General features: G+C 67.2%; 19 protein-coding genes. 12 read left to right on the forward strand and 7 right to left on the reverse strand.

The annotated features are described in order from the left end of the window. Positions 1-5: 5 nt before the first annotated feature. Complete coding sequence (locus IPU70_RS05635; protein WP_207465633.1) at positions 6-1388, reverse strand: MFS transporter; 1383 nt, start codon at positions 1386-1388, stop codon at positions 6-8. An 86-nt stretch (positions 1389-1474) separates the two neighbouring features. Next, positions 1475-1978 carry a peroxiredoxin gene (locus IPU70_RS05640; protein WP_207465635.1) on the reverse strand — a complete coding sequence of 168 codons (504 nt, stop codon included), beginning with the start codon at positions 1976-1978 and terminating at the stop codon, positions 1475-1477. A gap of 242 nt (positions 1979-2220) precedes the next feature. Between IPU70_RS05640 and IPU70_RS05645 the strand changes: the two genes are divergently transcribed. Beyond that, positions 2221-2643, forward strand: a complete 423-nt coding sequence (locus IPU70_RS05645) for a hypothetical protein (protein WP_207465637.1) — start codon at positions 2221-2223, stop codon at positions 2641-2643. A gap of 880 nt (positions 2644-3523) precedes the next feature. Here IPU70_RS05645 and IPU70_RS05650 read toward each other — a convergent pair. Both IPU70_RS05650 and IPU70_RS05655 read right to left on the reverse strand, forming a co-directional pair. Beyond that, positions 3524-4402, reverse strand: coding sequence for a dienelactone hydrolase family protein (locus tag IPU70_RS05650; protein WP_207465639.1), 879 nt, complete (start codon positions 4400-4402; stop codon positions 3524-3526). Positions 4403-4465: 63 nt separating this feature from the next. Beyond that, entirely contained in the window at positions 4466-8182 is a 3717-nt protein-coding gene (locus IPU70_RS05655; protein ID WP_207465641.1) for a DUF748 domain-containing protein, read from the reverse strand. A gap of 171 nt (positions 8183-8353) precedes the next feature. Here IPU70_RS05655 and moaC point away from each other — a divergent pair, with 171 nt between their 5' ends. From moaC to glp, 5 genes are read left to right on the forward strand one after another with little or no spacing between them, the layout of a single operon-like run. Further along, a complete protein-coding gene (gene moaC / locus IPU70_RS05660; protein WP_207465643.1) occupies positions 8354-8842 on the forward strand; it encodes a cyclic pyranopterin monophosphate synthase MoaC in 489 nt (162 codons plus the stop codon). Beyond that, positions 8823-9074 carry a MoaD/ThiS family protein gene (locus IPU70_RS05665; protein WP_013395785.1) on the forward strand — a complete coding sequence of 84 codons (252 nt, stop codon included), beginning with the start codon at positions 8823-8825 and terminating at the stop codon, positions 9072-9074. The genes moaC and IPU70_RS05665 overlap by 20 nt, the downstream gene beginning before the upstream one ends. A gap of 5 nt (positions 9075-9079) precedes the next feature. Continuing rightward, positions 9080-9547, forward strand: a complete 468-nt coding sequence (locus IPU70_RS05670) for a molybdenum cofactor biosynthesis protein MoaE (protein WP_207465645.1) — start codon at positions 9080-9082, stop codon at positions 9545-9547. A gap of 19 nt (positions 9548-9566) precedes the next feature. Next, on the forward strand, positions 9567-10088 hold the full coding sequence (gene moaB, locus IPU70_RS05675) for a molybdenum cofactor biosynthesis protein B (protein ID WP_013395787.1): 522 nt from the start codon (positions 9567-9569) through the stop codon (positions 10086-10088). Between the two features lie 3 nt (positions 10089-10091). Beyond that, on the forward strand, positions 10092-11297 hold the full coding sequence (glp, locus tag IPU70_RS05680; protein WP_207465647.1) for a gephyrin-like molybdotransferase Glp: 1206 nt from the start codon (positions 10092-10094) through the stop codon (positions 11295-11297). On the opposite strand, the gene mobA is transcribed toward glp, so the two are convergent. The 3 genes from mobA to IPU70_RS05695 are packed head-to-tail and all read right to left on the reverse strand — an operon-like array spanning position 11282 to position 14107. Next, positions 11282-11896, reverse strand: a complete 615-nt coding sequence (gene mobA / locus IPU70_RS05685) for a molybdenum cofactor guanylyltransferase MobA (protein ID WP_207465649.1) — start codon at positions 11894-11896, stop codon at positions 11282-11284. The genes glp and mobA overlap by 16 nt on opposite strands. After that, complete coding sequence (gene moaA, locus IPU70_RS05690; protein ID WP_207465651.1) at positions 11889-12992, reverse strand: GTP 3',8-cyclase MoaA; 1104 nt, start codon at positions 12990-12992, stop codon at positions 11889-11891. Before moaA ends, mobA begins: the two co-directional genes overlap by 8 nt. Before the next feature lie 35 nt (positions 12993-13027). Then, a complete protein-coding gene (locus tag IPU70_RS05695; protein ID WP_013395791.1) occupies positions 13028-14107 on the reverse strand; it encodes a substrate-binding domain-containing protein in 1080 nt (359 codons plus the stop codon). A gap of 138 nt (positions 14108-14245) precedes the next feature. Here IPU70_RS05695 and IPU70_RS05700 point away from each other — a divergent pair, with 138 nt between their 5' ends. The 6 genes from IPU70_RS05700 (at position 14246) to IPU70_RS05725 (ending at position 22162) form a co-directional block, all read left to right on the forward strand. Further along, positions 14246-14803, forward strand: coding sequence for a formate dehydrogenase subunit gamma (locus tag IPU70_RS05700; protein WP_207465653.1), 558 nt, complete (start codon positions 14246-14248; stop codon positions 14801-14803). Then, positions 14800-16371 (forward strand): NADH-quinone oxidoreductase subunit NuoF, encoded by a 1572-nt coding sequence (locus IPU70_RS05705; RefSeq protein ID WP_207465655.1) that lies wholly within the window; start codon positions 14800-14802, stop codon positions 16369-16371. Before IPU70_RS05700 ends, IPU70_RS05705 begins: the two co-directional genes overlap by 4 nt. A 13-nt stretch (positions 16372-16384) precedes the next feature. Next, complete coding sequence (gene fdhF / locus IPU70_RS05710; RefSeq protein WP_207465657.1) at positions 16385-19261, forward strand: formate dehydrogenase subunit alpha; 2877 nt, start codon at positions 16385-16387, stop codon at positions 19259-19261. Between the two features lie 29 nt (positions 19262-19290). Beyond that, complete coding sequence (gene fdhD / locus IPU70_RS05715) at positions 19291-20112, forward strand: formate dehydrogenase accessory sulfurtransferase FdhD (protein WP_207465659.1); 822 nt, start codon at positions 19291-19293, stop codon at positions 20110-20112. A 17-nt stretch (positions 20113-20129) separates the two neighbouring features. Further along, positions 20130-20387 carry a formate dehydrogenase subunit delta gene (locus tag IPU70_RS05720; protein ID WP_207465661.1) on the forward strand — a complete coding sequence of 86 codons (258 nt, stop codon included), beginning with the start codon at positions 20130-20132 and terminating at the stop codon, positions 20385-20387. 107 nt (positions 20388-20494) lie between these two features. After that, a complete protein-coding gene (locus tag IPU70_RS05725) occupies positions 20495-22162 on the forward strand; it encodes an OFA family MFS transporter (protein WP_207465662.1) in 1668 nt (555 codons plus the stop codon). The last annotated feature ends 136 nt before the right edge of the window (positions 22163-22298 follow it).

The following is a 22298-nucleotide window of genomic DNA, read 5'->3' on the forward strand; positions in this document are numbered from 1 at the left end:
CGGCCTCAGGTGCCGGTACGCCTCTGGCGGCCGTCCCCGGCCGCGTCGTCTGTCTGGTCCACGCCGGCCTCGCCAGGCTGCTCCTCCGCAGGCGGCTCGGCTGCCGCCACCGGAGCCACGTCGGGCTGCACCATTTCCATGGCGATGTCCGTCGCCGGATCCACTCGCGGATCCAGCACCGCCGCAGCCGGCGAACTCTGCAGCGTGTCCGGCATGGGCACGAAATGCGTGGGAGCCTCTTCCACCTGGTGCGCACCCGTGACGCGGGTGGGACGCACGTGCCAGACCAGGATCAGGGCGCAGGCGGAAATGAAGACGTAGTACATGCTGGGTCCGGCCAGGGACATCAGCACCCCGGCAATCATCGGGCCGATGCAGGCGCCCACCCCGTAAGTCATGAGCAGCACGGCCGACAGGCTGACCCGGCGCTCGGACTCCACGTGGTCGTTGGCAAAGGCCGCGCCCAGCGGATACAGGGTGAACTGCAGCACGCCAAAAACACAGGACATGGCCACCAGCGCCCAGTACGGCAGGACGATCCAGCCCCACATGACCACCGGCAGCAGCACCAGCAAGAGCGCGTTGAAGCGGATCAGGCCGGCGCGGTTGATGCGGTCGGACAGCCAGCCCATGGGCCATTGCGACAACAGACCCGCGGTCACCGCGGCGGCCACGAAAATCGCCGCCTGCGAGGTGGACAGGCCGTGCTTGGCGCCGTAGACGGCCGCCAGGCCGTAGAAGGCGCCGGAAAGATTGCCCGCCACGAACAGCACCGTCATCGACAGCGGCACGCGCCGCATGAAGAAACGGATGTCCAGCGGCGCCGGCAGCGGCGTGGGCGGGTGCGAACGCGCGGTGACGGCGATCGGCACCAGGCATAGCACCAGGCACATGGCCACCAGGGTCAAGGGCCGCAGATCCAGCGTGGCATAGGCGGTCAGGGCCAGTTGCCCCAGCACGGTGCCCAGGCCGGACACGACCATGTAGACGGAAAAAACGCGCCCGCGCTGGTGGTTTTCGGTCTGCTCGTTGAGCCAGCTTTCGATGACCATGAACTCGGTCACCATCACGATGCCCGAAATGACGCGGAACACCAGCCACAGCGGCATGGAGTCGACCAGCGTCTGGGCCAGGATCATGCTGGTGGCCACGGCCGCACAGGCGACGAACGCCCGGATGTGGCCCACGCGGATGATGAGTTTGTGCCCGAGACGGGCGCCGCACACCAGGCCCAGGTAGTAGCCGGCGATCAGGGCGCCGATCCACACCTCGCTGACAGACTGCGCTGTCAGCCTGAGCCCCATGTAGGTATTGAACAGACCCGTGCCGATGAGCATCAGCAAGGTCGCGAAGTAAAGCGACGAGAAGGAGGAGATGGTGGCGAGCATGGCGTCGGCAACCGCTGCTGGCGGCAGCGCAACAGGCCGCGAAAGCGGCCCGCTGCACTAAGCGGTAAAACAGGAACTGCGTGGGATCAGACTTGCGACAGCATCGTGGCGGCGTCGCTGACTTCGAACTTGCCGGGGCCTTCGATGTTCAGCTGCTTGACCACGCCGTCGACGATCAGGGCCGAGTAGCGCTGCGAGCGCACGCCCATGCCGCGCTGGATCAGGTCCAGCTCCAGGCCCAGTTCCTTGGTCCACAGGGCGGAACCATCGGCCAGCATGCGGACCTTGCCGTCCGTCTTCTGCTCGCGGCCCCAGGCGCCCATGACGAACGCGTCGTTGACCGACACGCACCAGATTTCATCGACGCCCTTGGCCTTCAGGGCAGCGGCCTGTTCCACATAGCCGGGCAGATGCTTGGCCGAGCAGGTGGGCGTGAAGGCGCCCGGCAGGGCGAACAGCGCAATGGTCTTGCCACGCGTCAGATCGGCGACCTGGAACGCGTTGGGCCCCAGCGAGCAGGCGGCGGTTTCGGTTTCGATGAATTCGGTCAGGGTGCCGTCCGGCACGCGATCGCCGACTTTGATCGTCATGTAGATCTCCAGGAATGGGGGCAATGCACTGGGGCAGGAGCGCCCCACAGCCTCCATCATAGTTCTTGCGCGGCCGCCTTGCTGGCCGTCAGGCCCCCGGGAAAAAAAGATGCACAGTCTGAAACGACTCCATACCGTGCCTACACGGGTTCGAAACGGCTGATTGCCATAATGTTGTGGTTGCAATCACCGCCCGCGCACGCCGCGCAGCCGGCTGGCGGGCATCCAGCGGAGAGTCATCGATGCGCAAGATCTTGACCGGTCTGGCCCTGGCATTGGCCACGACCGCCACGGCCTGGGCGGCTCCGGATGCCGCCGAGCAAGCCCAATACGATTCCTTCGTCGTCGCCGCCGGCGCCTCCAACGGCGCCGCCCGCGCCTGCGGCGCCTCCGAACCCGACCTGGCCCAGCACCAGGCCACGTCCCGCAAGAACCTGCTGCAGTATGCGCAGGAATATGGCTTTTCGGCGGGCGGCTATGACGGGCTGTTCCAGCAGGGACAGGGCCAGGGAAAGACGATGATGGAGGAAATGAAGCGCTCGGGGGTGGATGGATGCCGGGGGGTGCTGGGTAGTTTTCAGAACGAGAGGGTGATGGAGTACGAGGATATGAAGAGTGCGTTGGCTGAGGTCAGTGATGGCTTGCCTGGAGAGAAGGCGCAGTAATTTTTGGCCGCGTAGGGGTTCTTCAGACGCCTGTCGCGGCAGGAGCCTGGGCCGCGCGGGGCAACGATTGCGGTCCGGAGCCTTCGCTCCGGACTGCCCCGTCCTCATCCTCGTTGCCGCCTGCGGCGGCTGCCTTCGGATTCCGTCGGGCTTATCGACGCCCCGCGCGGCCCAGGCTCCTGCCGCGACAGGCTCCGGCATTTGAAACTTGACGGCGGCTGGGACGATCTGTGTGCTTGGGGTTCTCGCCACGGATGGGGTTAGGCGATGGCTCTTGCGGGGCCCGCCCCCGGCCGGCCGCGCGGGCGGCCTCTGGGGGCTTACGCGGTGTATTGCGATTGACGATGACGCTGCGCGCTGGCGGAGGATCGGTTCAGACACCTACAGCAGGTGGCCATGACGACCGTGATTTCTCGCGCTCCCGCCCGTCATTGTTTGGAATGGGGGGAGTGCCAGTATTTGGCCTTCGACGCCAACAGACCACGCGCGAGCGAGATCTGACATTTCCTCCATCGCCACTTGAACTCCGACGCTGGATGGGTGGCGCGCGCGCGTGGTCTGCATGCGCAAACGACTACCCGCCGCGCGCCACCCATCACCGCCCCTCCCCCCTGACGGCAACGCCAGAAGAAACACAATCGGCGCATTCGCGCCAGCGATCACAATCACACTTTAAAAAATCATGTATGTGTTACTCGGCCGCCCGCGCGGCCGAGTAACACGGGCAGCCCAAGACTCGCCCCCGACCACAGCTCTAGCAGCGCAAGTAGCCACGCCGCCCGCGCCGACGGGCGACCTACGAAGCGCGCCATGCAGCCCAACTAGCACGTATGTGACACAAACAACTACGTACGTGCAACACCAACAACCCCAGATCCGATCAAAGCCCGTTCTGCTTGAACCAATCCAACATCCGCGTCCAAGCCTGCTCAGCCTCCGCCTTCCGATAAGACGGCCGATAATCCGCATGAAACGCATGCGGCGCATCCGGATACACATCGATCCGCGAAGCCTTCGCCGCCGCCGGCCCCTGCGCCAGTTCCAGCCGCATCTTGTCCACGTCCGCCATCGAAATCCCGGCGTCCTTGCCGCCGTAAGCCCCCAGCACCTTCGCCTTCAGTTCATTCACCTGGCTCAGCACCGACTTGGGCTTCAGGTCCGAAGGCTGCCCGGCCAACTGGCCGTACCAGGCCGCCCCGGCCTTGAGCTTCGGGTTGTGCGCGGCGTACAGCCAGACCTGGCGGCCGCCCCAGCAAAAGCCCACGATGCCCAGCCGGTCCGGATTGCCGCCGTTGGACGTGGCCCAGGCCGCGGCCGAATCCAGGTCGGACATCACCTGCGCGTCCGGCACCTTGCCGATGACTTCCGCCTGCAGCTTGGGGATCTCGGTGTACTTGGACGGATCGCCCTGGCGCGCGAAGAGTTCGGGCGCAATGGCCAGGTAGCCCTGGTGGGCCAGCCGGCGGCACACATCCTGGATGTATTCGTGCACCCCGAAAATCTCCGACACCACCAGCACGGTAGGCAGGTCCTTCTTGCCCTTGGGCGCCGCCCGGTACGCGGGCATCTTGCCGTCCTTGACCGGAATGTCCACCTTTCCGGCCACCAGTCCATTGGCGTCCGTGGTGATCGCGGTCTGCGCCACGGCCTGCCCGGCCGCCAGCGAAAAACCCGTCGCCACCGTGGTGGCCATGAAACCCCGCCGGTTCAGCCGCAAGGGCGGAAGCAGGCTGTCGAAGTGCGCGTCCTGGTCATTCATCGAGAATCTCCTGGCAAAAAGCTGGCAGGGGCGACCAGCGGCCGCCTCCCAAACCAGCCTGGTTCACTTCAGGGAGAAGTCCACGCGCGAGGGTTGCCCCTCGTCCTTGATGCCATCCGCGTCCAGTTGCGGCGCAACGATGAACACGCGATCCGCGAGTCCTTCCTGGGCTTGCAGCTTCTCATAAACCGCCTGCGCGCGCGCATCGGCCAGTTGGCGCAACTGCTCGTCGCCCACGGGCGCCACGCTGCGCAGCATCTCCTCCATCTGCGCCGCCGGCACGGACTTGGACATGCCGATGAAGTTGCGCGGCTTGTCCTTGATGTCCGTGTCGTCGTAGACCTCTTCCAGGTACTTGGCGCGCTCCGCGCCCGATACCTCGACGCCCGCCGGGTTCGGCTTCTTGCCGCGCGGCGCGACGTCGGCAGCCTTGGCGGCGCGGATCTTGGCGTCGACCCAGGCCTGGCGCAGGCCTTCCATGTCGGTCTTCGGGTCGGCACGGCCGCTGATGTCCATCTTCAGGGCCGGACGGTCCGTCAAAGCCTTGATCAGCGTGTCGATGCGCTGCTGGCTGTCCTCGGTCAGCGCCGCGCTGCCGGGCGCGAACTCGACGTAGGACAGCTCCTCGCCGCCGCCAAAGGCCGAGGCCAGCAGACTGAACGGCGAGGTGACGGCCTTGACCACCAGGTTCAGCAGCACACGCACCACGATGCCGCCCACCGAGAACTCCGGGTCGTCCAGTGAACCGGAGATCGGCAGGTTGATGTCGATGTTGCCGCGCGAATCCTTCAGCAGCGCCACGGCCAGCAGCACCGGCAGCTTGGTCGCGTCGGGGCTGTTGGTCTTGTCGCCGAAGGTCAGCTGGTTGAGCACCACGTGGTTGGTCGCCTGCAGCGCGCGGTCCTTGATCTTGTATTCCAGGTCCACCGACAGCTTGCCGCGCTTGATGGGGTAGCCCACGTACTTGGCGGAATAGGTGTTGAAGCGCGGCAGGTCCACGCCCTTGGCCGAGGCCTTCAGGTCCAGCGACAGGTACTTGGCGAAAGGCTGCACCACGCCGCTGATCGACAGCGGCGCCGTGGTGTAGACGCGGCCGGTGACCTTGACCTTGGCGGGCTGGGGATTGGTGGACGATACCGCCGTGATCGAGCCTTCGATACTGGACAGCTCAGCCACGTAGTTGGGTTTGACGAAGCGGTCCGTGAATGTCATGCGGCCACGGTTCAGGGTGACGCTGTTGACCGAGATGTCCGGCATGCCCCCGCCCTTGGCGGCAGCCGCCGCAGGCGGCGGTGCGGCACTGCGGCCAGGGGTCTGCGTGTCCTGGGTGATGGACCCACCGGCCTGGCCTGGGGCCGCCACCAGATCCATGACGTTCAGGCGGCCTTGCGCATTGAGCAGCACGCGCCCGTAGAAATCCTCGAGCGCGATATCACCCAGCTTGGCGCCGATCTTGTCGCCCGCCACCGAAATGTCCATGCCGCTGAAGCCCAGGCGTTTCCAGTTCAGGAAATCGTCCTGGTTGACCCGGTCCTGCAGGTCCACGCCGGTGACTTCGACGCCGCCCTTCCAGCTGGCCTTCATCGGAGCCGAGCCCGCCGCGGCGGCGAACTCCGCGTTGCCCTTGGCGCCCAGCGTAATGGCGCGCACCGTGGCGTTCAGGCTGGAGGCGGCGTACGGCGCGAAGGACGCGACGTTCAGTTCCGACAGGTCCACCGAGGTTTTCACGGTCAGCGGCTGCGGCGTGAATGCGCCCTTGAGATCCAGCTTGCCGTTGCCCTGGATGCCGGCAGCGGCCAGGGTGAAATTGCTTTGTCCCGGCCCCATGGCCAGGCGATCGGCAGTCACGCGCAAGCTCTGCAGCGCAATGTCCACGGCCGGCTTGAGGGATTCATCGCGGGCCTTGAACTGCGTGAGATCGGCCTGCACGGCGCTGGCCGACGCGTCCACGGCGCCGTTCTTTTCCAGCACATGGACCTGCGCGCTGGCGGCCAGGCGGCCGTCCAGCAATAAGATCGGCGCCGCGTTGCGCACGGCCGGCGCCAGGGGCGCCAGCGCAATGTTGCCCAGACGCACACCCAGTTCCAGCGACAGCGGCTTGAGGACCAGTGGCCCCTTGGCGCGCAGCCAGCCACCGTCGGTGCTGTTGTCCATGGTCAGCCACAGATTGATGGGCTGGCCCGGCACCTGCGGCAGGGCCACGCCCTCGACCGTCGCGGCCAGGCCGGTCATCACGTAATCCAGCTTGCTGACCGCGTCGGTGACGTAGACCTCGCCTTCGTGCAGATTGAAGGCGTCCAGTTCGACCTTCCATTCCGCCGGCGCGGGCGCCGGCTGGGGGGCTGCGGCGTCGGCGGTGGCGGGCGCTGCGGGAGTCGTGGCGGACGGAGTGGCGGGAGCGCTGGCCGCTGCGGTAGCGTTTGCGGCGGCAGACGCGTCGGATGGCGTCGCGGCAGGCGTGGAGGTTGCCGCCGGCGCGCCCGCGGATGCAGCGGGCACGGCCGGGGATGCCGCGGCAGCGGCAGGCGCCCCCGTCGCCGCGGCGGCTGCAGGAGCGGCGCCCTTGGCGGCGGATCCCGGCGTTGCCGTCTCGGCCGGCGCGGCCTTGGCCGCAGCAGCGGCCGGGCCGGCCTTGCCCGCCTTGGCAGGATCCAGTCCGCTGGCTTTGCGCAGCTTGTCAGCCACCGGCGTGGCGGTCGGCTCGACCCCGCCCAGCCGCTTCAGCCCGGCAACCACGTCCAGCCAGTTCAGATTCTGATTGGCGTAGCGGCGCACATGGATCTGCGGCGCCCACAGCCCCACCTCGCCCACATAGGCGTGGCGCGCAATGGGTTCCAGTTCCAGGCGGGTGACCGTCAGCGCGCTCCAGGCGGCGAGGTTGGCGCCGGAAGTGTCGCGCAGATCCAGCCGGCGCAGGCCCAGGTCGCCGACCACGCGGATCTTGGGCGACGCGTCCTTGGGCTGTTCGAACACCACTTGCAGGTTCGAATCCAGCAACGCGCTCTCCACCTTGAACGGCAGCGGCATGGGCCAGACATCCGCCCACTTTTCCAGCTGCAGGCCGTTGAAGGCCACGCGCAGCGTCGATGAGGGCACCTTGTCGAACGGCCGCGCCACGCCGGTCAGGTCAAAGGGGCTACCGTTGATGCGCAAGTGCACGCGCGGCTGCACGTCGATGTCGGTGGCGTAGCCGAAAGTGGAAATGAACGGCACGCCCACGCCCACTTCATCGACGACCTGCTTGCGGCCGGTGACCTTGTCGTCCAGCGTGATCGAGCCGTTCTCGATCACCATGTTGTTCAGCGAAAAGCGCGGCAGCCCTTCGTCCGGCTTGGGCGGTTCCTCGGGCTGGGCGGCCGTCAATTCGGCCACTCGTTGCTGAATATCAGAGAAATTGAATCGCGTGACGTCCTCGCGGACGATGGCGATGTTAGGCTCGCGCAGCGTCATTCGATCGACGACCGGCGCAAACCAGAACAGGGAAGTCCAGGCCGCGCTGACGTCCAGCTCGGCCAGCGTCAACAGCGGCGTCTGCGAATCGGGCTGGGCCACGGCCAGATCGCGCGCCCGGACGGTCAGCGTGAAGGGATTGAAGCTGATGTCGCCGACGGAGACGTCCCGCCCGATCATCTTGGAGACGTCCTGCACCAGGACGTTGTGCAGCACTTTGGGGACCTGCCAGGCGGCAACCCCGAAAAGGATAAGTACGAATGCCGCGATACCCAGAAGAATCTTGCCGACCCGGCGGGTTAACCGAAGCTTGGGCATCCGCAAGGGCATTGCGCGTCTCCTGATACGAATTGAAGGGCGAGCGTTTCCGTCCTTCTAATGACTACAGGCGCGATTATCGCGCCCCCTGCACCGCTCGTCTATCATAGGCGTATCGATGGGCCGATCCGGCCAGCCGGGACCGCCCTTTTCAATCATTAACAATTATCGCTCCCGATTCCCATGTCCACGCCCACCCCAACCTTGAGCCACCTGGATGAAGCCGGACAGGTCCGCATGGTCGACGTCATCGCCAAGACGGACACCGAGCGCGTGGCGATCGCCACCGCCAGCGTGCGCATGAACGCCGTCGCCTACGGCCTCCTGACCCAGCCGGGCCAAGGCAAGGGCGAAGTCCTCAACACTGCCCGCGTCGCCGCCATCCTGGCCGCCAAGCGCTGCGCCGACACCATCCCGCTGTGCCACAGCCTGCCGCTGGCCTTCGTCGGCGTCGAGTTCGCGCTGGACGACGCCGGGCATCGCATCGACGTGCTGGCCACCTGCCGCACCAGCTACAAGACCGGCGTGGAAATGGAAGCCATGATGGCCTGCAGCGTTGCCGCGCTGACCATCTACGACATGTGCAAGGCTGCCGACAAAGGCATCGTCATCGAGCAAGTTCGCCTTAAGTACAAGGCAGGAGGAAAAAGCGGTGAATGGCGCAACGATTAATCTTCTTTACTTCGCGCGCGTCGCCGAACTGGTCGGCAAGCGCTCCGAAGCCTGGCCCCTGGAGGCCGAGTCCACCGGCGCGCAGCTGCTTGCCGCGCTGGGCGAACGCTACCCCCAGCTGGCGCCCTCCGCGCGCCTGAAGCTGGCCATCAACCAGACCCACGCCAAGCCGTCCGCGCCCATCCGGGCGGGCGACGAGGTCGCGGTATTCGAACCCGTCACCGGAGGTTGAACGCCATGATCAGCGTCCAGGAAGCCGATTTCGACGGCGCCGCGCTCACGGCCGCGCTGCGGGAAAGCGCCGGCCCGGGCGTGGGCGGCATCGTCACGTTCGTGGGCTATGTGCGCGACTACGCGCCCGACACGCCCACCGACACGCTCTTTCTCGAACACTACCCGGGCATGTGCGAAAGCGAACTCGAAGAGATCGCCGCGACCGCCCGCGCGCGCTGGCACCTGGACGGCACGGTCATCGTGCACCGGGTCGGCGCGCTGCACCGCAACGCCCAGATCGTCTTCGTGGCGGCGGCCAGCGCCCACCGTGGCGACGCCTTCCGCGGCTGCGAATACATCATCGACGCGCTCAAGACCCGCGCGCCCTTCTGGAAGCGCGAAACCCTGGCGGGCGGCAGCAGCTTCTGGGTGGAGCAACGCCAATCCGACCAGGACCGCACGCAGTCCTGGGATGAAGACACCACCGTCTAGAAATAGAAGAGGAAAATCCATGAGCGACGAAAGCCTTGTTTCGCTGGCCTGCGCCGTGCTGACGGTCAGCGACACCCGCAGCGCGGGCGACGACACCTCCGGCAACCTGCTGGCCCATAGCCTGGCGCATGCCGGCCATCAGTGCGTGCGCCGCGACCTGGTCAAGGACGACATCTATCAGATCCGCCGCGTCATCAGCGACTGGATCGCCGATCCCGAGGTGCAGGTGATCCTGACCACGGGCGGCACGGGCTTCTCGCATCGCGACCACACGCCCGAGGCCATCATGCCCCTGCTGGACCGCGAAATCCCCGGCTTCGGCGAACTGTTCCGCCAGATCTCCTACACCGAGATCGGCAGCTCCACCATCCAGTCGCGCGCTCTTGCGGGTTCGGCCAACCAGACGCTGATCTTCTGCCTGCCCGGGTCCAACAATGCGTGCGAAACCGCCTGGTCGCAGATCATCCGCGAACAGCTGGACAGCAGCCATCGCCCCTGCAATTTCGCCACCCAATTCAAGCAACGCGAAGAAGACAACTGACCCATGCTGGATTTTGATCAAGCCCAGACCCTGCTGGCCAATGCCGCGGGTCCGCTGCAACGCAGCGAAGAGGTGAGCCTGGCCGATACCGCCGGCCGCGTGCTGGCCGCCGACCTCAGCGCCACCGTGGACATCCCGCCGGCCGACAACAGCGCCATGGACGGCTATGCCCTGCGCGTGGCCGATTGGGGCGCCGGCGTGCGCCTGCCCATCCAGCAGCGCTGCTATGCCGGCGAAATGCCCGAGCCGCTCAAGCCCGGCCACGCCATCCGCCTGTTCACCGGCAGCCTGATCCCGGAAGGCGCGGATACGGTCGTCATGCAGGAAGACACTACCGAAGCCAACGGCCAGGTGGAAATCTCGCGCGCGCCCAAACCCGGCCAACACATCCGCCGCCGCGGCGAAGACACCATGGCCGGGGCGCCGCTGCTGGCCGCGGGCACCATGCTGGAAGCGGCTCACGTGGCGTTGCTGGCCTCGCAAGGCCTGGCCCGCGTGCGGGTCGTCGGCCAGTTGCGCGTGGGCATCCTGACCACCGGCGACGAGCTGGTGCTGCCCGGCCAGCCGCGCGCGGCCGAACAGATCTACAACTCCAACGGCCCCATGCTGGCCGCGCTGGCGCGCGGCATGGGCGCCCTGCCGGTGCACGTGCTGCACGCCCGCGACACCGAGGCCGACCTGCAGGCCGCCTTCAAGACGCTGCTGGCCGATTGCGACCTGGTGGTTAGCGTGGGCGGCGTGTCGGTGGGCGAACGCGATCTGGTCAAGCCCGCGCTGGCCTCGCTGGGCGGCGAGCTCGCGCTCTGGAAGGTGCGCATGAAGCCGGGCAAGCCGGTGGCGCTGGCGCAGATCGACGGCAAGCCCGTGGTCGGCCTGCCCGGCAACCCCGTGTCGGCCTACGCCGTGTTCACCCTGCTGGTGACGCCGCTGATGCGCCGCATGCAGGGCCGCGACACGCTGTTCCCGCCGACCAGCCAGCTGCCGCTGCGCACCGAGCATCCGCGCCAGGACAGCCGCGAGGAATTCCTGCGCGTGCAGCGCCGCCTGGCCGACGACGGCAGCGCCGAACTGGTGCCTTACGGCCACCAGGGTTCAGGCGTGATCAGTTCGCTGCCCTGGGCCACGGGCCTGGCCCGCCTGCCGGCCGACGTGCCAGTGCAGGACCAGGACAGAGTCGCCTACTACGACCTGCGTCACTGGCTGGCGTAGCGCTCGGCAGCCGCCAGTTCCTCTGGCGTGTTGACGTTCATGAAGGCATCGGGCGCGTCGTCGAAGCAGGCTTCGACCGCGCCCACTCTCGCCTGCCACAGTCCCACCTTGCGGTCCCCGGCTCGCAGGTACTCCAGCAGATTGGGCAACAGCGACGTGCGCAGGGCCATGCAGGCCGAATGCCGCTGCCCGCCGGCCATCGCATAAGCCATCGGCGCCTTGGCGGACTCTGCCGCGCCGACCAGGCGCGCGGCCAGGTCTTGGGGTAGGAAGGGTGTATCGCAGGGAACCACTACCAGCCAGGCCTCCTGCTGCGTCGCTGCCAAACCTGCCGCGATGCCCAGAAGCGGCCCTTGCCAGGCCCCCAATTCGGCTTCCCCGTCCTGCACTACTTCGCCGTAGCGGGCATAGAGGTCCAGGTGGCGGTTGGCGCTGATGACCAGGCGCGATACCTGCGGCGCCAGCCGGCGCGCCGCGTGCGCCACCATGGGTTCGCCGTGCAGCATCACCAGGCCCTTGTCCTGTCCGTTCATGCGCGCGCCCTGGCCACCCGCGAGGATCAGGCCCGCAATTCCCTTGCTGGCAGGCGCTTCAGCCACCGATGTAGCTCATCTCGATCTTGCGCGCCGGATCGGCCATGTTGCGGCCGCGCAGCTCGGAATAATGGTCGTTGCGGCCCGCCCAGATGCCCGCGATGATGCCGGCAAGTTCGGCATCGCTGGCGCCGTCGCGCAGCGGGGCGCGCAGGTCGTAGCCGTCGTGCGCGAACAGGCACAGGAAGAGCTTGCCTTCCGGCGACAGGCGCGCGCGCGTACAGCCGCCGCAGAAGGCGTGGGTGACGCTGGAGATGACGCCGATCTCGCCGCCGCCGTCCAGGTAACGCCAACGTTCGGCTACGCGGCCCATTTCGCCACTGGCCACCGGCTCCAGCGGGTAGGCCGCGCCGATGCGGTCCAGCACTTCCTGGCTGGGCACCACCTCGGCCAGATTCCAGCCGTTGGTGTTGCCCACGTCCATGTATTCGATGAAACGCAGGATGTGGCCGGAATGGCGGAAGCGTTCGGCCATGGGCAGGATCTGGCCGTCGTTCAGGCCGCGCCGCACCACCATGTTGACCTTGACCGGCGCCAGCCCGGCTTCAGCTGCTGCGTCGACGCCGCGCAGCACGTCATCGGGCGTGAAGCCGCTGTCGCTCATGCCCTGGAACATGGCCGGATCCAGCGCGTCCAGGCTGACGGTCACGCGCGTGAGTCCGGCGCTCTTGAGCGCGGCGGCCTTGCGCGCCAGCATGCTGCCGTTGGTGGTCAGGGTCAGGTCCAGCGGACGGCCCGCAGGCGTGCGCAGTTCCGCCAGTTGGCCCACCAGGTTCTCGATGTGCTTGCGCAGCAGCGGTTCGCCGCCGGTCAGGCGGATCTTTTCCACACCCAGCTGCGTGAAGATGCCGGCCAGGCGGCTGATTTCCTCGAACGACAACAACGCCGCATGCGGCATGAAGGTGTAGCTGCTGTCGAAGACTTCGCGCGGCATGCAGTAGGTGCAACGGAAGTTACAGCGGTCCGTGACCGAGATCCGCAGATCGCGCAGGGGACGCGTGCGCGCGTCCAGCGCCGGCTGTCCGTGCGGCGGCAGTTCGCCGGGCACGGCAGGGGCCAGCGGACCGGTCCGGCGATCGGCGAGGAAAATCACTTTGCTCATGGGGACATCATATCCCGGCGCATCGCGTTCCGCGCTCATGGAAAAGCCTCCTGCAGGGACTGCAGCCGGCCCGTATCCTGGGCGTCATATCCCGCCAGCTGGCTGACGTAGCCGACGTAGTCGGGACTGCGCATGATGGACAGCAGGTCGCGCATGGCCGGCGTTTCCAGCGAGGACTTGCGGATGGCGAAGAAGTAGCGCTCGCGCACCAGCGGGATGAAGTCCAGGCCGAAGCGGCAGGCGGCCGTCTCCACCCCCACGCCCGTGTCGGCCATGCCGCTGGCGATATGCGCGGCGATGGCCATGTGGGTGAATTCATTGGTTTCGTAGCCCTGGACCTCGCTGATCGAGACCCCCGCCCGCTGCAGCATCAGGCCCACCAGATAGCGGGTGCTGGAACCGATCTGGCGGTTGACGAAGCGCACGTCGGGCCGCGCCAGGTCCGCCATGCCGCGTATCTGCTTGGGATTGCCGGCGGTGACGAACAGGCCGGCATTGCGCACCGCCAGATGGATCAGCATGTATTCGTCCGCGTGCAGCCATTGCGCGTAGCGTTCCATGATGGGCGCTTCGAAATCGCCTAGCGGCACCTGGAAGCCCGCCAGGTCGCACTCGTGCCGCTCCAGCGAGGCCAGCGCCTCGATGGCGGTGCGGTAGCGCAGTTCCAGGCCCGGCTTGCGGTTGCCCATGTGCTGCATCAGCGATTCCACGGCAAAGCCGTGGCTGGCGTGCAGCCGCAGGTGCGGGCCGCTTTCGGGCAGCAGGCGCTCCAGCTCTTCCTGGAGCTCCGACGCCATGCTGTCCAGCGTCGGCATCAGGCGCGCCTCGATACGGCGGTTGGCCCACAGCAGGCGTTGCGCGAAAGGCGCCAACTGCGTGCCCTGGCGGCGGTTGGTGATGAGCAATTGCGTGCCGAAGATGGCCTCGAAACGGCGCAGCACGCCCCAGGCGTGCCGGTACGACAGGCCACAGGCGCGACAGGCGCCGGCGATGTTGCCGGTGGCGTCGATCGCCGACAGCAGCGCCAGCATGTCCTGCAGCGGCACGGGCGCCGGGTCGTCGTCTCCGCCCAGGCTCCATTGCGGCCGCAAGCCGATACGGAACTTATATGTCATTTATTTCTTATTGAAGACGGTGAATTACCCCGCTAGAGTACACAAATAATGCGGCTGGAAGGGTTTTTATATGCTTTTAAAAACATATAACCCAACAGAATCCAGCCCGACCCAACAGCAACACAGGAGGAGACCGACGTGCATCAGCGCGAGGCAACATCCGATCTGGCGTCCAGCGGCGGCGCCCGCGGCGGCCAGATGGCCCTGGACGCGGCCCAAGCGTCCCCCACCCCGGCCATCGCGGCCACCGCCCGCATACTCGCCCGGTTGAAGGACCAGCCCGGCCCGCTGCTCCCTGTGCTGCATGCGGTCCAGCATGAACTGGGCTGTATTCCGGCCCCGGCGGTGCAGACCATCGCCGAGGCCCTGAACCTGTCCCGCGCCGAGGTCCACGGCGTCATCACCTTCTATCCCCATTTCCGCAGCGAACCCGCGGCGCGCCATACCCTGGAGGTCTGCCGCGCCGAAGCCTGTCAGGCCATGGGCGGCGAACACCTCGCCGCCCATGCGCGCACGGCGCTGGGCTGTGATTTCCACGCCAACAGCAAGAACGGCGATTTCACCCTGGAGCCGGTGTACTGCCTGGGCCTGTGCGCCCAGTCGCCGGCGGTGATGATCGACGGCCGGCCCCATGCCCGCGTCACGCCGGAAAAGCTGGACCGTCTGCTGGCCCGCACGCTGGAGGGCCAATCATGAGCTCCCCCATCGTCATCTACGTGCCGCGCGACGCCGCGGCATTGGCCATGGACGCGGACACGGTGGCGCGCGACATCGAACGCGCCGCCGACGCCCGCGGCCTGTCGGTGCAGATCGTGCGCAACGGTTCGCGCGGCCTGCTGTGGCTGGAACCTCTGGTCGAAATCGCCACGCCGCAAGGCCGCATCGCCTACGGGCCGGTGCAGCCCGAGGACGTGGCCGCGCTGTTCGACGCGGACTGGCTGGCCGGCGGCGAGCACCCGCTGCGCCTGGGCCTGACCGAAGAAATCCCCTACCTGAAGCAGCAGGAACGCCTGACCTTCGCCCGCGTCGGCGTGACCGACCCGCTGTCGTTGCAGGACTATGCCGCCCATGGCGGCCTGCAGGGCCTGCAACGCGCCCTGACGATGGAGCCGGGGCAGATCGTCGATGAAATGGTGGCTTCGGGCCTGCGCGGCCGCGGCGGCGCGGCGTTCCCCACCGGCATCAAATGGAAGACGGTGGCCGGCACTCCCGGCGACCAGAAGTACATCGTCTGCAACGCCGACGAAGGCGACTCCGGCACCTTCGCCGACCGCCTGCTGATGGAAGGCGACCCCTATGTGCTGATCGAAGGCATGACCATCGCCGGCCTGGCGGTGGGCGCGACCTACGGCTACATCTACGTGCGCTCCGAATATCCGCAAGCCATCGACACCCTGGAAGCCGCCATCGCGCGGGCGCGCAGCGTGGGCTGGCTGGGCGAGGACGTGCACGGCAGCGGCCGCCGCTTCGACCTGGAAGTGCGCAAGGGCGCGGGCGCCTACATCTGCGGCGAGGAAACCTCGCTGCTGGAAAGCCTCGAGGGCAAGCGCGGCGTGGTCCGCGCCAAGCCGCCGCTGCCGGCGATCTCGGGCCTGTTCGGCAAGCCCACCGTGATCAACAACGTGATTTCGCTGGCGACCGTGCCCATCATCCTGGCCAAGGGCGCGGCCTACTACCGCGACTACGGCGTGGGTCGCTCGCACGGCACGCTGCCGTTCCAGCTGGCCGGCAATCTCAAGCACGGCGGCCTGGTCGAGAAAGCCTTCGGCCTGAGCCTGCGCGACCTGCTGTACGGCTTTGGCGGCGGCAGCGCCTCCGGCCGCCCGCTGCGCGCGGTGCAGGTGGGCGGCCCGCTGGGCGCCTATCTGCCGGAATCGCAGTGGGATGTGCCGCTGGACTACGAGGCCTACATCCAGATCTCCGCCATGGTCGGCCACGGCGGGCTGGTGGCCTTCGACGACAGCGTCGACATGGCGCGCATGGCGCGCTACGCGATGGAGTTCTGTGCCATCGAGTCCTGTGGCAAATGCACGCCTTGCCGCATCGGCTCCACGCGCGGCGTGGAAACCATAGACAAGATCGTCGCGGGCGGCCCTGGCCGCGAACAGCAGGTGCATCTGCTGCGCGACCTGTGCGACACGATGCTGGGCGGATCGCTGTGCGCGCTGGGGGGCATGGCGCCCTACCCGGTGCTGTCCGCGCTGAACCACTTCCCGCAGGACTTCGGCATCGAGTCCTCCCAGTCTGCCGCGCACGCGGCCTGAACCCGAGACCGACATGCTAGAAACCGTCATCAAGCGCGATCGCGACCTGGGCACGCCGGCGCGCGAGTCCGCCGTAACCGTCACCCTGACCATAGACGGCCAGGAAATCACGGTGCCCGAGGGCACGTCGCTGATGCGCGCGGCCGCCGAGGCCGGCATCAACATCCCCAAGCTGTGCGCGACCGACAGCCTGGAACCCTTCGGCTCGTGCCGCCTGTGCCTGGTGCAGATCGAAGGCCGCCGCGGCTATCCCGCGTCGTGCACCACCCCGGCCGAGAACGGCATGGTGGTCTACACCGAAACCCCCAAGCTGCATGACCTGCGGCGCGGCGTGATGGAGCTGTACATCTCCGACCACCCGCTGGACTGCCTGACCTGCCCGGCCAACGGCGACTGCGAACTGCAGGACATGGCCGGCGTAGTGGGCCTGCGCAACGTGCGCTACGGCTACGACGGCGCCAACCACCTGAAGAGCGAAAAGGACGAGTCCAATCCGTACTTCACCTATGACGCGTCCAAGTGCATTGTCTGCAACCGCTGCGTGCGCGCCTGCGAGGAAACCCAGGGCACCTTCGCCCTGACGATCTCCGGCAAGGGCTTCGAATCGCGCGTATCGCCGGGGCAGGACCAGCCTTTCCTGGACAGCGAATGCGTGTCCTGCGGCGCCTGCGTGCAAGCCTGTCCAACCTCCACCCTGCAGGAAAAGACCGTCATCATGATGGGCCAGGCCGAACACTCGGTCGTGACCACCTGCGCCTACTGCGGCGTGGGCTGCGGCTTCAAGGCCGAGATGAAGGGCCAGGAAGTGGTGCGCATGGTGCCCTGGAAGGATGGCCAGGCCAACCGCGGCCACTCCTGCGTCAAGGGCCGCTTCGCCTGGGGCTACGCCACGCACAAGGAACGCGTGCTCAAGCCCATGATCCGCAAGCACATCACCGACTCCTGGAAGGAAGTATCCTGGGACGAGGCGATCAACTACGCGGCCTCCGAATTCCGCCGCATCCAGGACCAGTACGGCCGCGACGCGGTCGGCGGCATCACCTCGTCGCGCTGCACCAACGAAGAGACCTGGCTGGTGCAGAAGCTGGTGCGCGCGGCCTTCGGCACCAACAACGTCGACACCTGCGCACGGGTCTGCCATTCGCCCACAGGTTATGGCCTGAAGCAGACGCTGGGCGAATCCGCCGGCACGCAGACCTTCGATTCCGTCATGCACACCGATGTGGTGATCGTGATGGGCGCCAACCCCAGCAGCGGCCATCCGGTGTTCGCCTCGCGCCTGAAGCGCCGCCTGCGCCAGGGCGCGCGCCTGATCGTGATCGATCCGCGCCGCATCGAACTGGTGAGTTCGCCGCACATCAAGGCCGACTTCCATCTGCAGGTGCGCCCCGGCACCAACACCGCGCTGCTGTCCTCGCTGGCGCACGTGATCGCCACCGAAAACCTCATCGCCGAAGACTTCGTGGCCGAGCGCTGCGAAGCCAAGGCCTTCAAGGAATGGCGCGACTTCGTCTCGCTGCCGGAAAACTCGCCGGAAGCCATGGAAGAGATCACCGGCGTGCCGGCGCAGGCCGTGCGCGGCGCGGCGCGCCTGTACGCCACCGGCGGCAACGGCTCCATCTACTACGGCCTGGGCGTAACCGAACACAGCCAGGGCTCCACCACCGTCATGGCCATCGCCAACCTGGCCATGGCCACCGGCAACGTCGGCCGCGAAGGCGTGGGCGTGAACCCGCTGCGCGGGCAGAACAACGTGCAGGGCTCTTGCGACATGGGCTCGTTCCCGCATGAGCTGCCGGGCTACCGCCACATTTCCGACAACACGGTGCGCGCGCAGTTCGAACAGGACTGGGGCGTAACCCTGCAGCCCGAACCCGGCCTGCGCATCCCCAACATGTTCGAGGCCGCGCTGGGCGGGACCTTCAAGGGCCTGTACTGCCAGGGCGAAGACATCGTGCAGTCGGACCCCAACACGCAGCACGTGGCAGCCTCGCTGGCGGCCATGGAATGCATCGTGGTGCAGGACCTGTTCCTCAATGAAACAGCCAAGTACGCCCACGTGTTCCTGCCCGGCTCCTCATTCCTGGAAAAGGACGGCACCTTCACCAACGCCGAGCGCCGCATCTCGCGCGTGCGCAAGGTGATGGAACCCAAGAACGGCAAGTCCGACTGGGAAGTGACGGTGGCGTTGTCCAATGCGCTGGGCTATCCCATGGACTACAAGCATCCGCGCGAGATCATGGACGAGATCGCGCGCCTGACGCCCACGTTCTCCGGCGTCAGCTACGAAAAGCTCGACAAGCTGGGCAGCCTGCAATGGCCCTGCAACGACGACGCGCCCGACGGCACGCCCATCATGCACATCGACGAGTTCGTGCGCGGCAAGGGCAAGTTCATGATCACCAAGTACGTGCCCACGGACGAGCGCAGCACGCGCCGCTTCCCGCTGCTGCTGACCACCGGCCGCATCCTGTCGCAATACAACGTGGGCGCGCAGACCCGGCGCACCCCCAACGTCATGTGGCATGGCGAAGACGTGCTGGAACTGCATCCGCAGGACGCCGAGGACCGCGGCGTGAAGGACGGCGACTGGGTCGGCATCCAGAGCCGCGCAGGCGAGACCGTGCTGCGGGCGACGCTGACCGACCGGGTGCAGCCGGGCGTGGTATACACCACCTTCCATTTCCCCGAGTCCGGCGCCAACGTCGTCACCACCGACAGTTCCGACTGGGCCACCAACTGCCCCGAATACAAGGTGACGGCCGTGCAGGTCACGCGCGTGTCCCAACCGTCGGAATGGCAGCGCCAGTGGTCGCGCTTTGCGGATATCCAGCAAAAGCTGCTGCGCGAGCGTTCGCGCGAAAACGAGGCGGCGCTGACCGGGAAATAACCGCCCGCCTCAACCGCCAGGACGCCGCCATGCCCACGCCACCGCCTTCCCGCCCCGACTGCACGCAGGTTCAGGTCACCCGCGTGCGGGGCGGCGCCCTGGTCTCCGAGGTCGAAACCGACTCCGTGGCCGAGGAAACGCCGGTGGCGCTGGAGTTCAACGGCATCAGCCACGCCACCATGCTGGCCACGCCGTCCGACCTGGAGGACTTCGCGGTGGGCTTCGCGCTGTCCGAAGGCATTATCGACGGCGTCAGCGACGTGCGCGGCATCGACCTGCTGCCGCAATGCGACGGCATCGTGATCCAGCTGGAAATTTCCAGCGCCTGTGAAGTGCGACTGAAGTCGCGCCGTCGCGCCATGGCAGGCCGCACAGGCTGCGGCCTGTGCGGCGTGGAAACACTGCCCGAAGTGCTGCGGCCGGTGGCGCCCGTCACCAATGGCGCGCCGGTACGCATCCAGGCGGTGCTGGCGGCCATGCGCGACATGCGCGCCCGCCAGGCGCTGCACGACCTTACGGGCGCGACCCACGCCGCCGGCTGGGCCGGCGCCGACGGCGCCGTGGCGCTGGTGCGCGAAGACGTCGGCCGGCACAACGCGCTGGACAAGCTGGTCGGCGCCCTGGCGCGCCAGGCCATGCATGCCGGCGACGGCATCGTGGTGGTGTCCAGCCGCGCCAGCTTCGAAATGGTGCAGAAAACCGCCGCCGCCGGCATCGCCGTGCTGGCGTCCGTCTCCGCGCCCACCGCGCTCGCCATCCGCCTGGCCCATGAGGCCAACGTCAGCCTGCTGGGCTTTCTACGCGGCGAAGACGCCACCTTGTACACCCATCCCCTACGCATCATCTCCTGAACCGGACCTACGCAAGCATGGAAATCGGCAACCTGATCCGCATGGCCAACCGCATCGGCCAATTCTTCGAGGCCATGCCCGACCGGCAGGAAGCGCTGGAAGGCGTGGCCAACCATATCCACAAGTTCTGGGAGCCGCGCATGCGCAACGAGCTCCTGGGCTTTCTCGAACAAAACCCCGACGGCGATGCCGGCGGGGAACGGCTGCATCCGCTGGTGCTGGAAGCGGTCACGCAGAACCGTCAGCGCCTGACGCCGCTGGCCCGCGTGGCCTAGCGCAGCGGCGCGACGCAAGACAACAAGAGCATCACAAAAGAAGGCGGCGGGACCGGCCGGATGCCGGACCACGCACGCCAACGAGCGGCCCCCAAAGAGGAGACAACATGCAAAGCACTGCCACGCTGGACCTGCCCGGTTCGAAGCCGGGATTTTTCGACAAGGAACGCACCATCGCCGGCCCGGGCTTCTCGCGCTGGCTGGTGCCGCCGGCCGCCCTGGCCATCCACCTGTGCATCGGCATGGCCTACGGCTTCTCGGTGTTCTGGCTGCCGCTGTCCAAGGTGGTGGGCGGCGCCAAGCCGCTGGCCTGCCCCGCGGACATGAGCCTCGTCGCCGAGCTGTTCGCCACCAACTGCGACTGGAAAATCTCGACCATGGGGTGGATGTACACCCTGTTCTTCGTGCTGCTGGGCTGCTCGGCCGCGCTGTGGGGCGGCTGGCTGGAACGCGCCGGCCCGCGCAAGGCGGGCGTGGTGTCGGCCCTGTGCTGGTGCGGCGGCCTGGTCATCTCGGCCATCGGCGTGTACTTGCACCAGATGTGGATGCTGTGGCTGGGTTCGGGCGTCATCGGCGGCATCGGCCTGGGCCTGGGCTACATCTCGCCCGTGAGCACGCTGATCAAGTGGTTCCCGGATCGCCGCGGCATGGCCACGGGCATGGCCATCATGGGCTTTGGTGGCGGCGCCATGATAGGCGCGCCGCTGGCTGACCTGCTGATGCGCCACTTCGCCACGCCAGATTCACCCGGCGTCTGGCAGACCTTCCTGACCATGGCGGCGGTGTACTTCGTCTTCATGATGTCGGGCGCGCTGGGCTACCGCGTGCCGCCTACCGGCTGGAAGCCCGAAGGCTGGACCGCGCCGGCCAAGCATGCCGGCAACGCCATGATCACCAAGGGCCATGTGCACGTGCAGCGCGTCTGGGGCGTGCCGCAGTTCTGGCTGGTGTGGTGGGCGCTATGCCTGAACGTCACTGCGGGCATCGGCATCCTGGGCATGGCCTCGCCGCTGCTGCAGGAAGTGTTCGGCGGCGGCCTGATCAACCAGCCTGAACTGGGCTACGCGCAGCTGGACAAGAGCCAGTTGGCAGCCATCGCCGCCATCGCCGCCGGCTTCACCGGCCTGCTCAGCCTGTTCAACATCGGCGGCCGCTTCTTCTGGGCCAGCCTGTCCGACAAGCTGGGCCGCAAGACCACCTACTTCGTGTTCTTCGTGCTGGGCTTCGCGCTGTATTCGGCCATCCCCTGGACCGCGCATATCGGCGCGCTGGCCCTGTTCGTGGCCGCCTTCTGCATCATCCTGTCCATGTACGGCGGCGGCTTCTCCACCGTGCCGGCCTATCTGGCGGACCTGTTCGGCACGCAGATGGTGGGCGCCATCCATGGCCGGCTGCTGACGGCCTGGTCGGCGGCGGGCATTTTCGGGCCGGTGCTGGTGAACTACATCCGCGAATACCAGTTGTCCATCGGCGTGCCGCGCGCCCAGGTGTACGACATCACCATGTATATCCTGGCAGGCATGCTGGTGCTGGGCTTTCTGTGCAACCTGGCGATCCGGCCGGTGAACGCCAAGTACTTCATGAGCGACGATGAGCTGGCCCGCGAAAAGGCGCTGGCCCACGAACGCGCGGTCGCCACGGAAACGCACGGGGTCGGCGCATCCACGTTCCGCACGCCGGCGGCGCTGGTGGTATTCGCCTGGGCCTGCGTGGGCATCCCGCTGGCCTGGGGCATCTGGATCACCCTGCAGAAGGCGGTGGTGCTGTTCCACTAAGGCCGGCAACGGCAGGCGCGGCAGGCCACGCCTGCCGCGGCGGGGCGTGAAGCTGCTACATTGGCAGCCCGCGCCCCCTTTTTTTGCTTTCTCCATGACCACCCTGCCCCGCGCGCCCCGCCTTGCTGGAGCGACA

The sequence above is a fragment of the Achromobacter sp. SD115 genome, assembly GCF_017355315.1.
Classification (GTDB): Bacteria; Pseudomonadota; Gammaproteobacteria; order Burkholderiales; family Burkholderiaceae_B; genus Achromobacter; species Achromobacter xylosoxidans_B.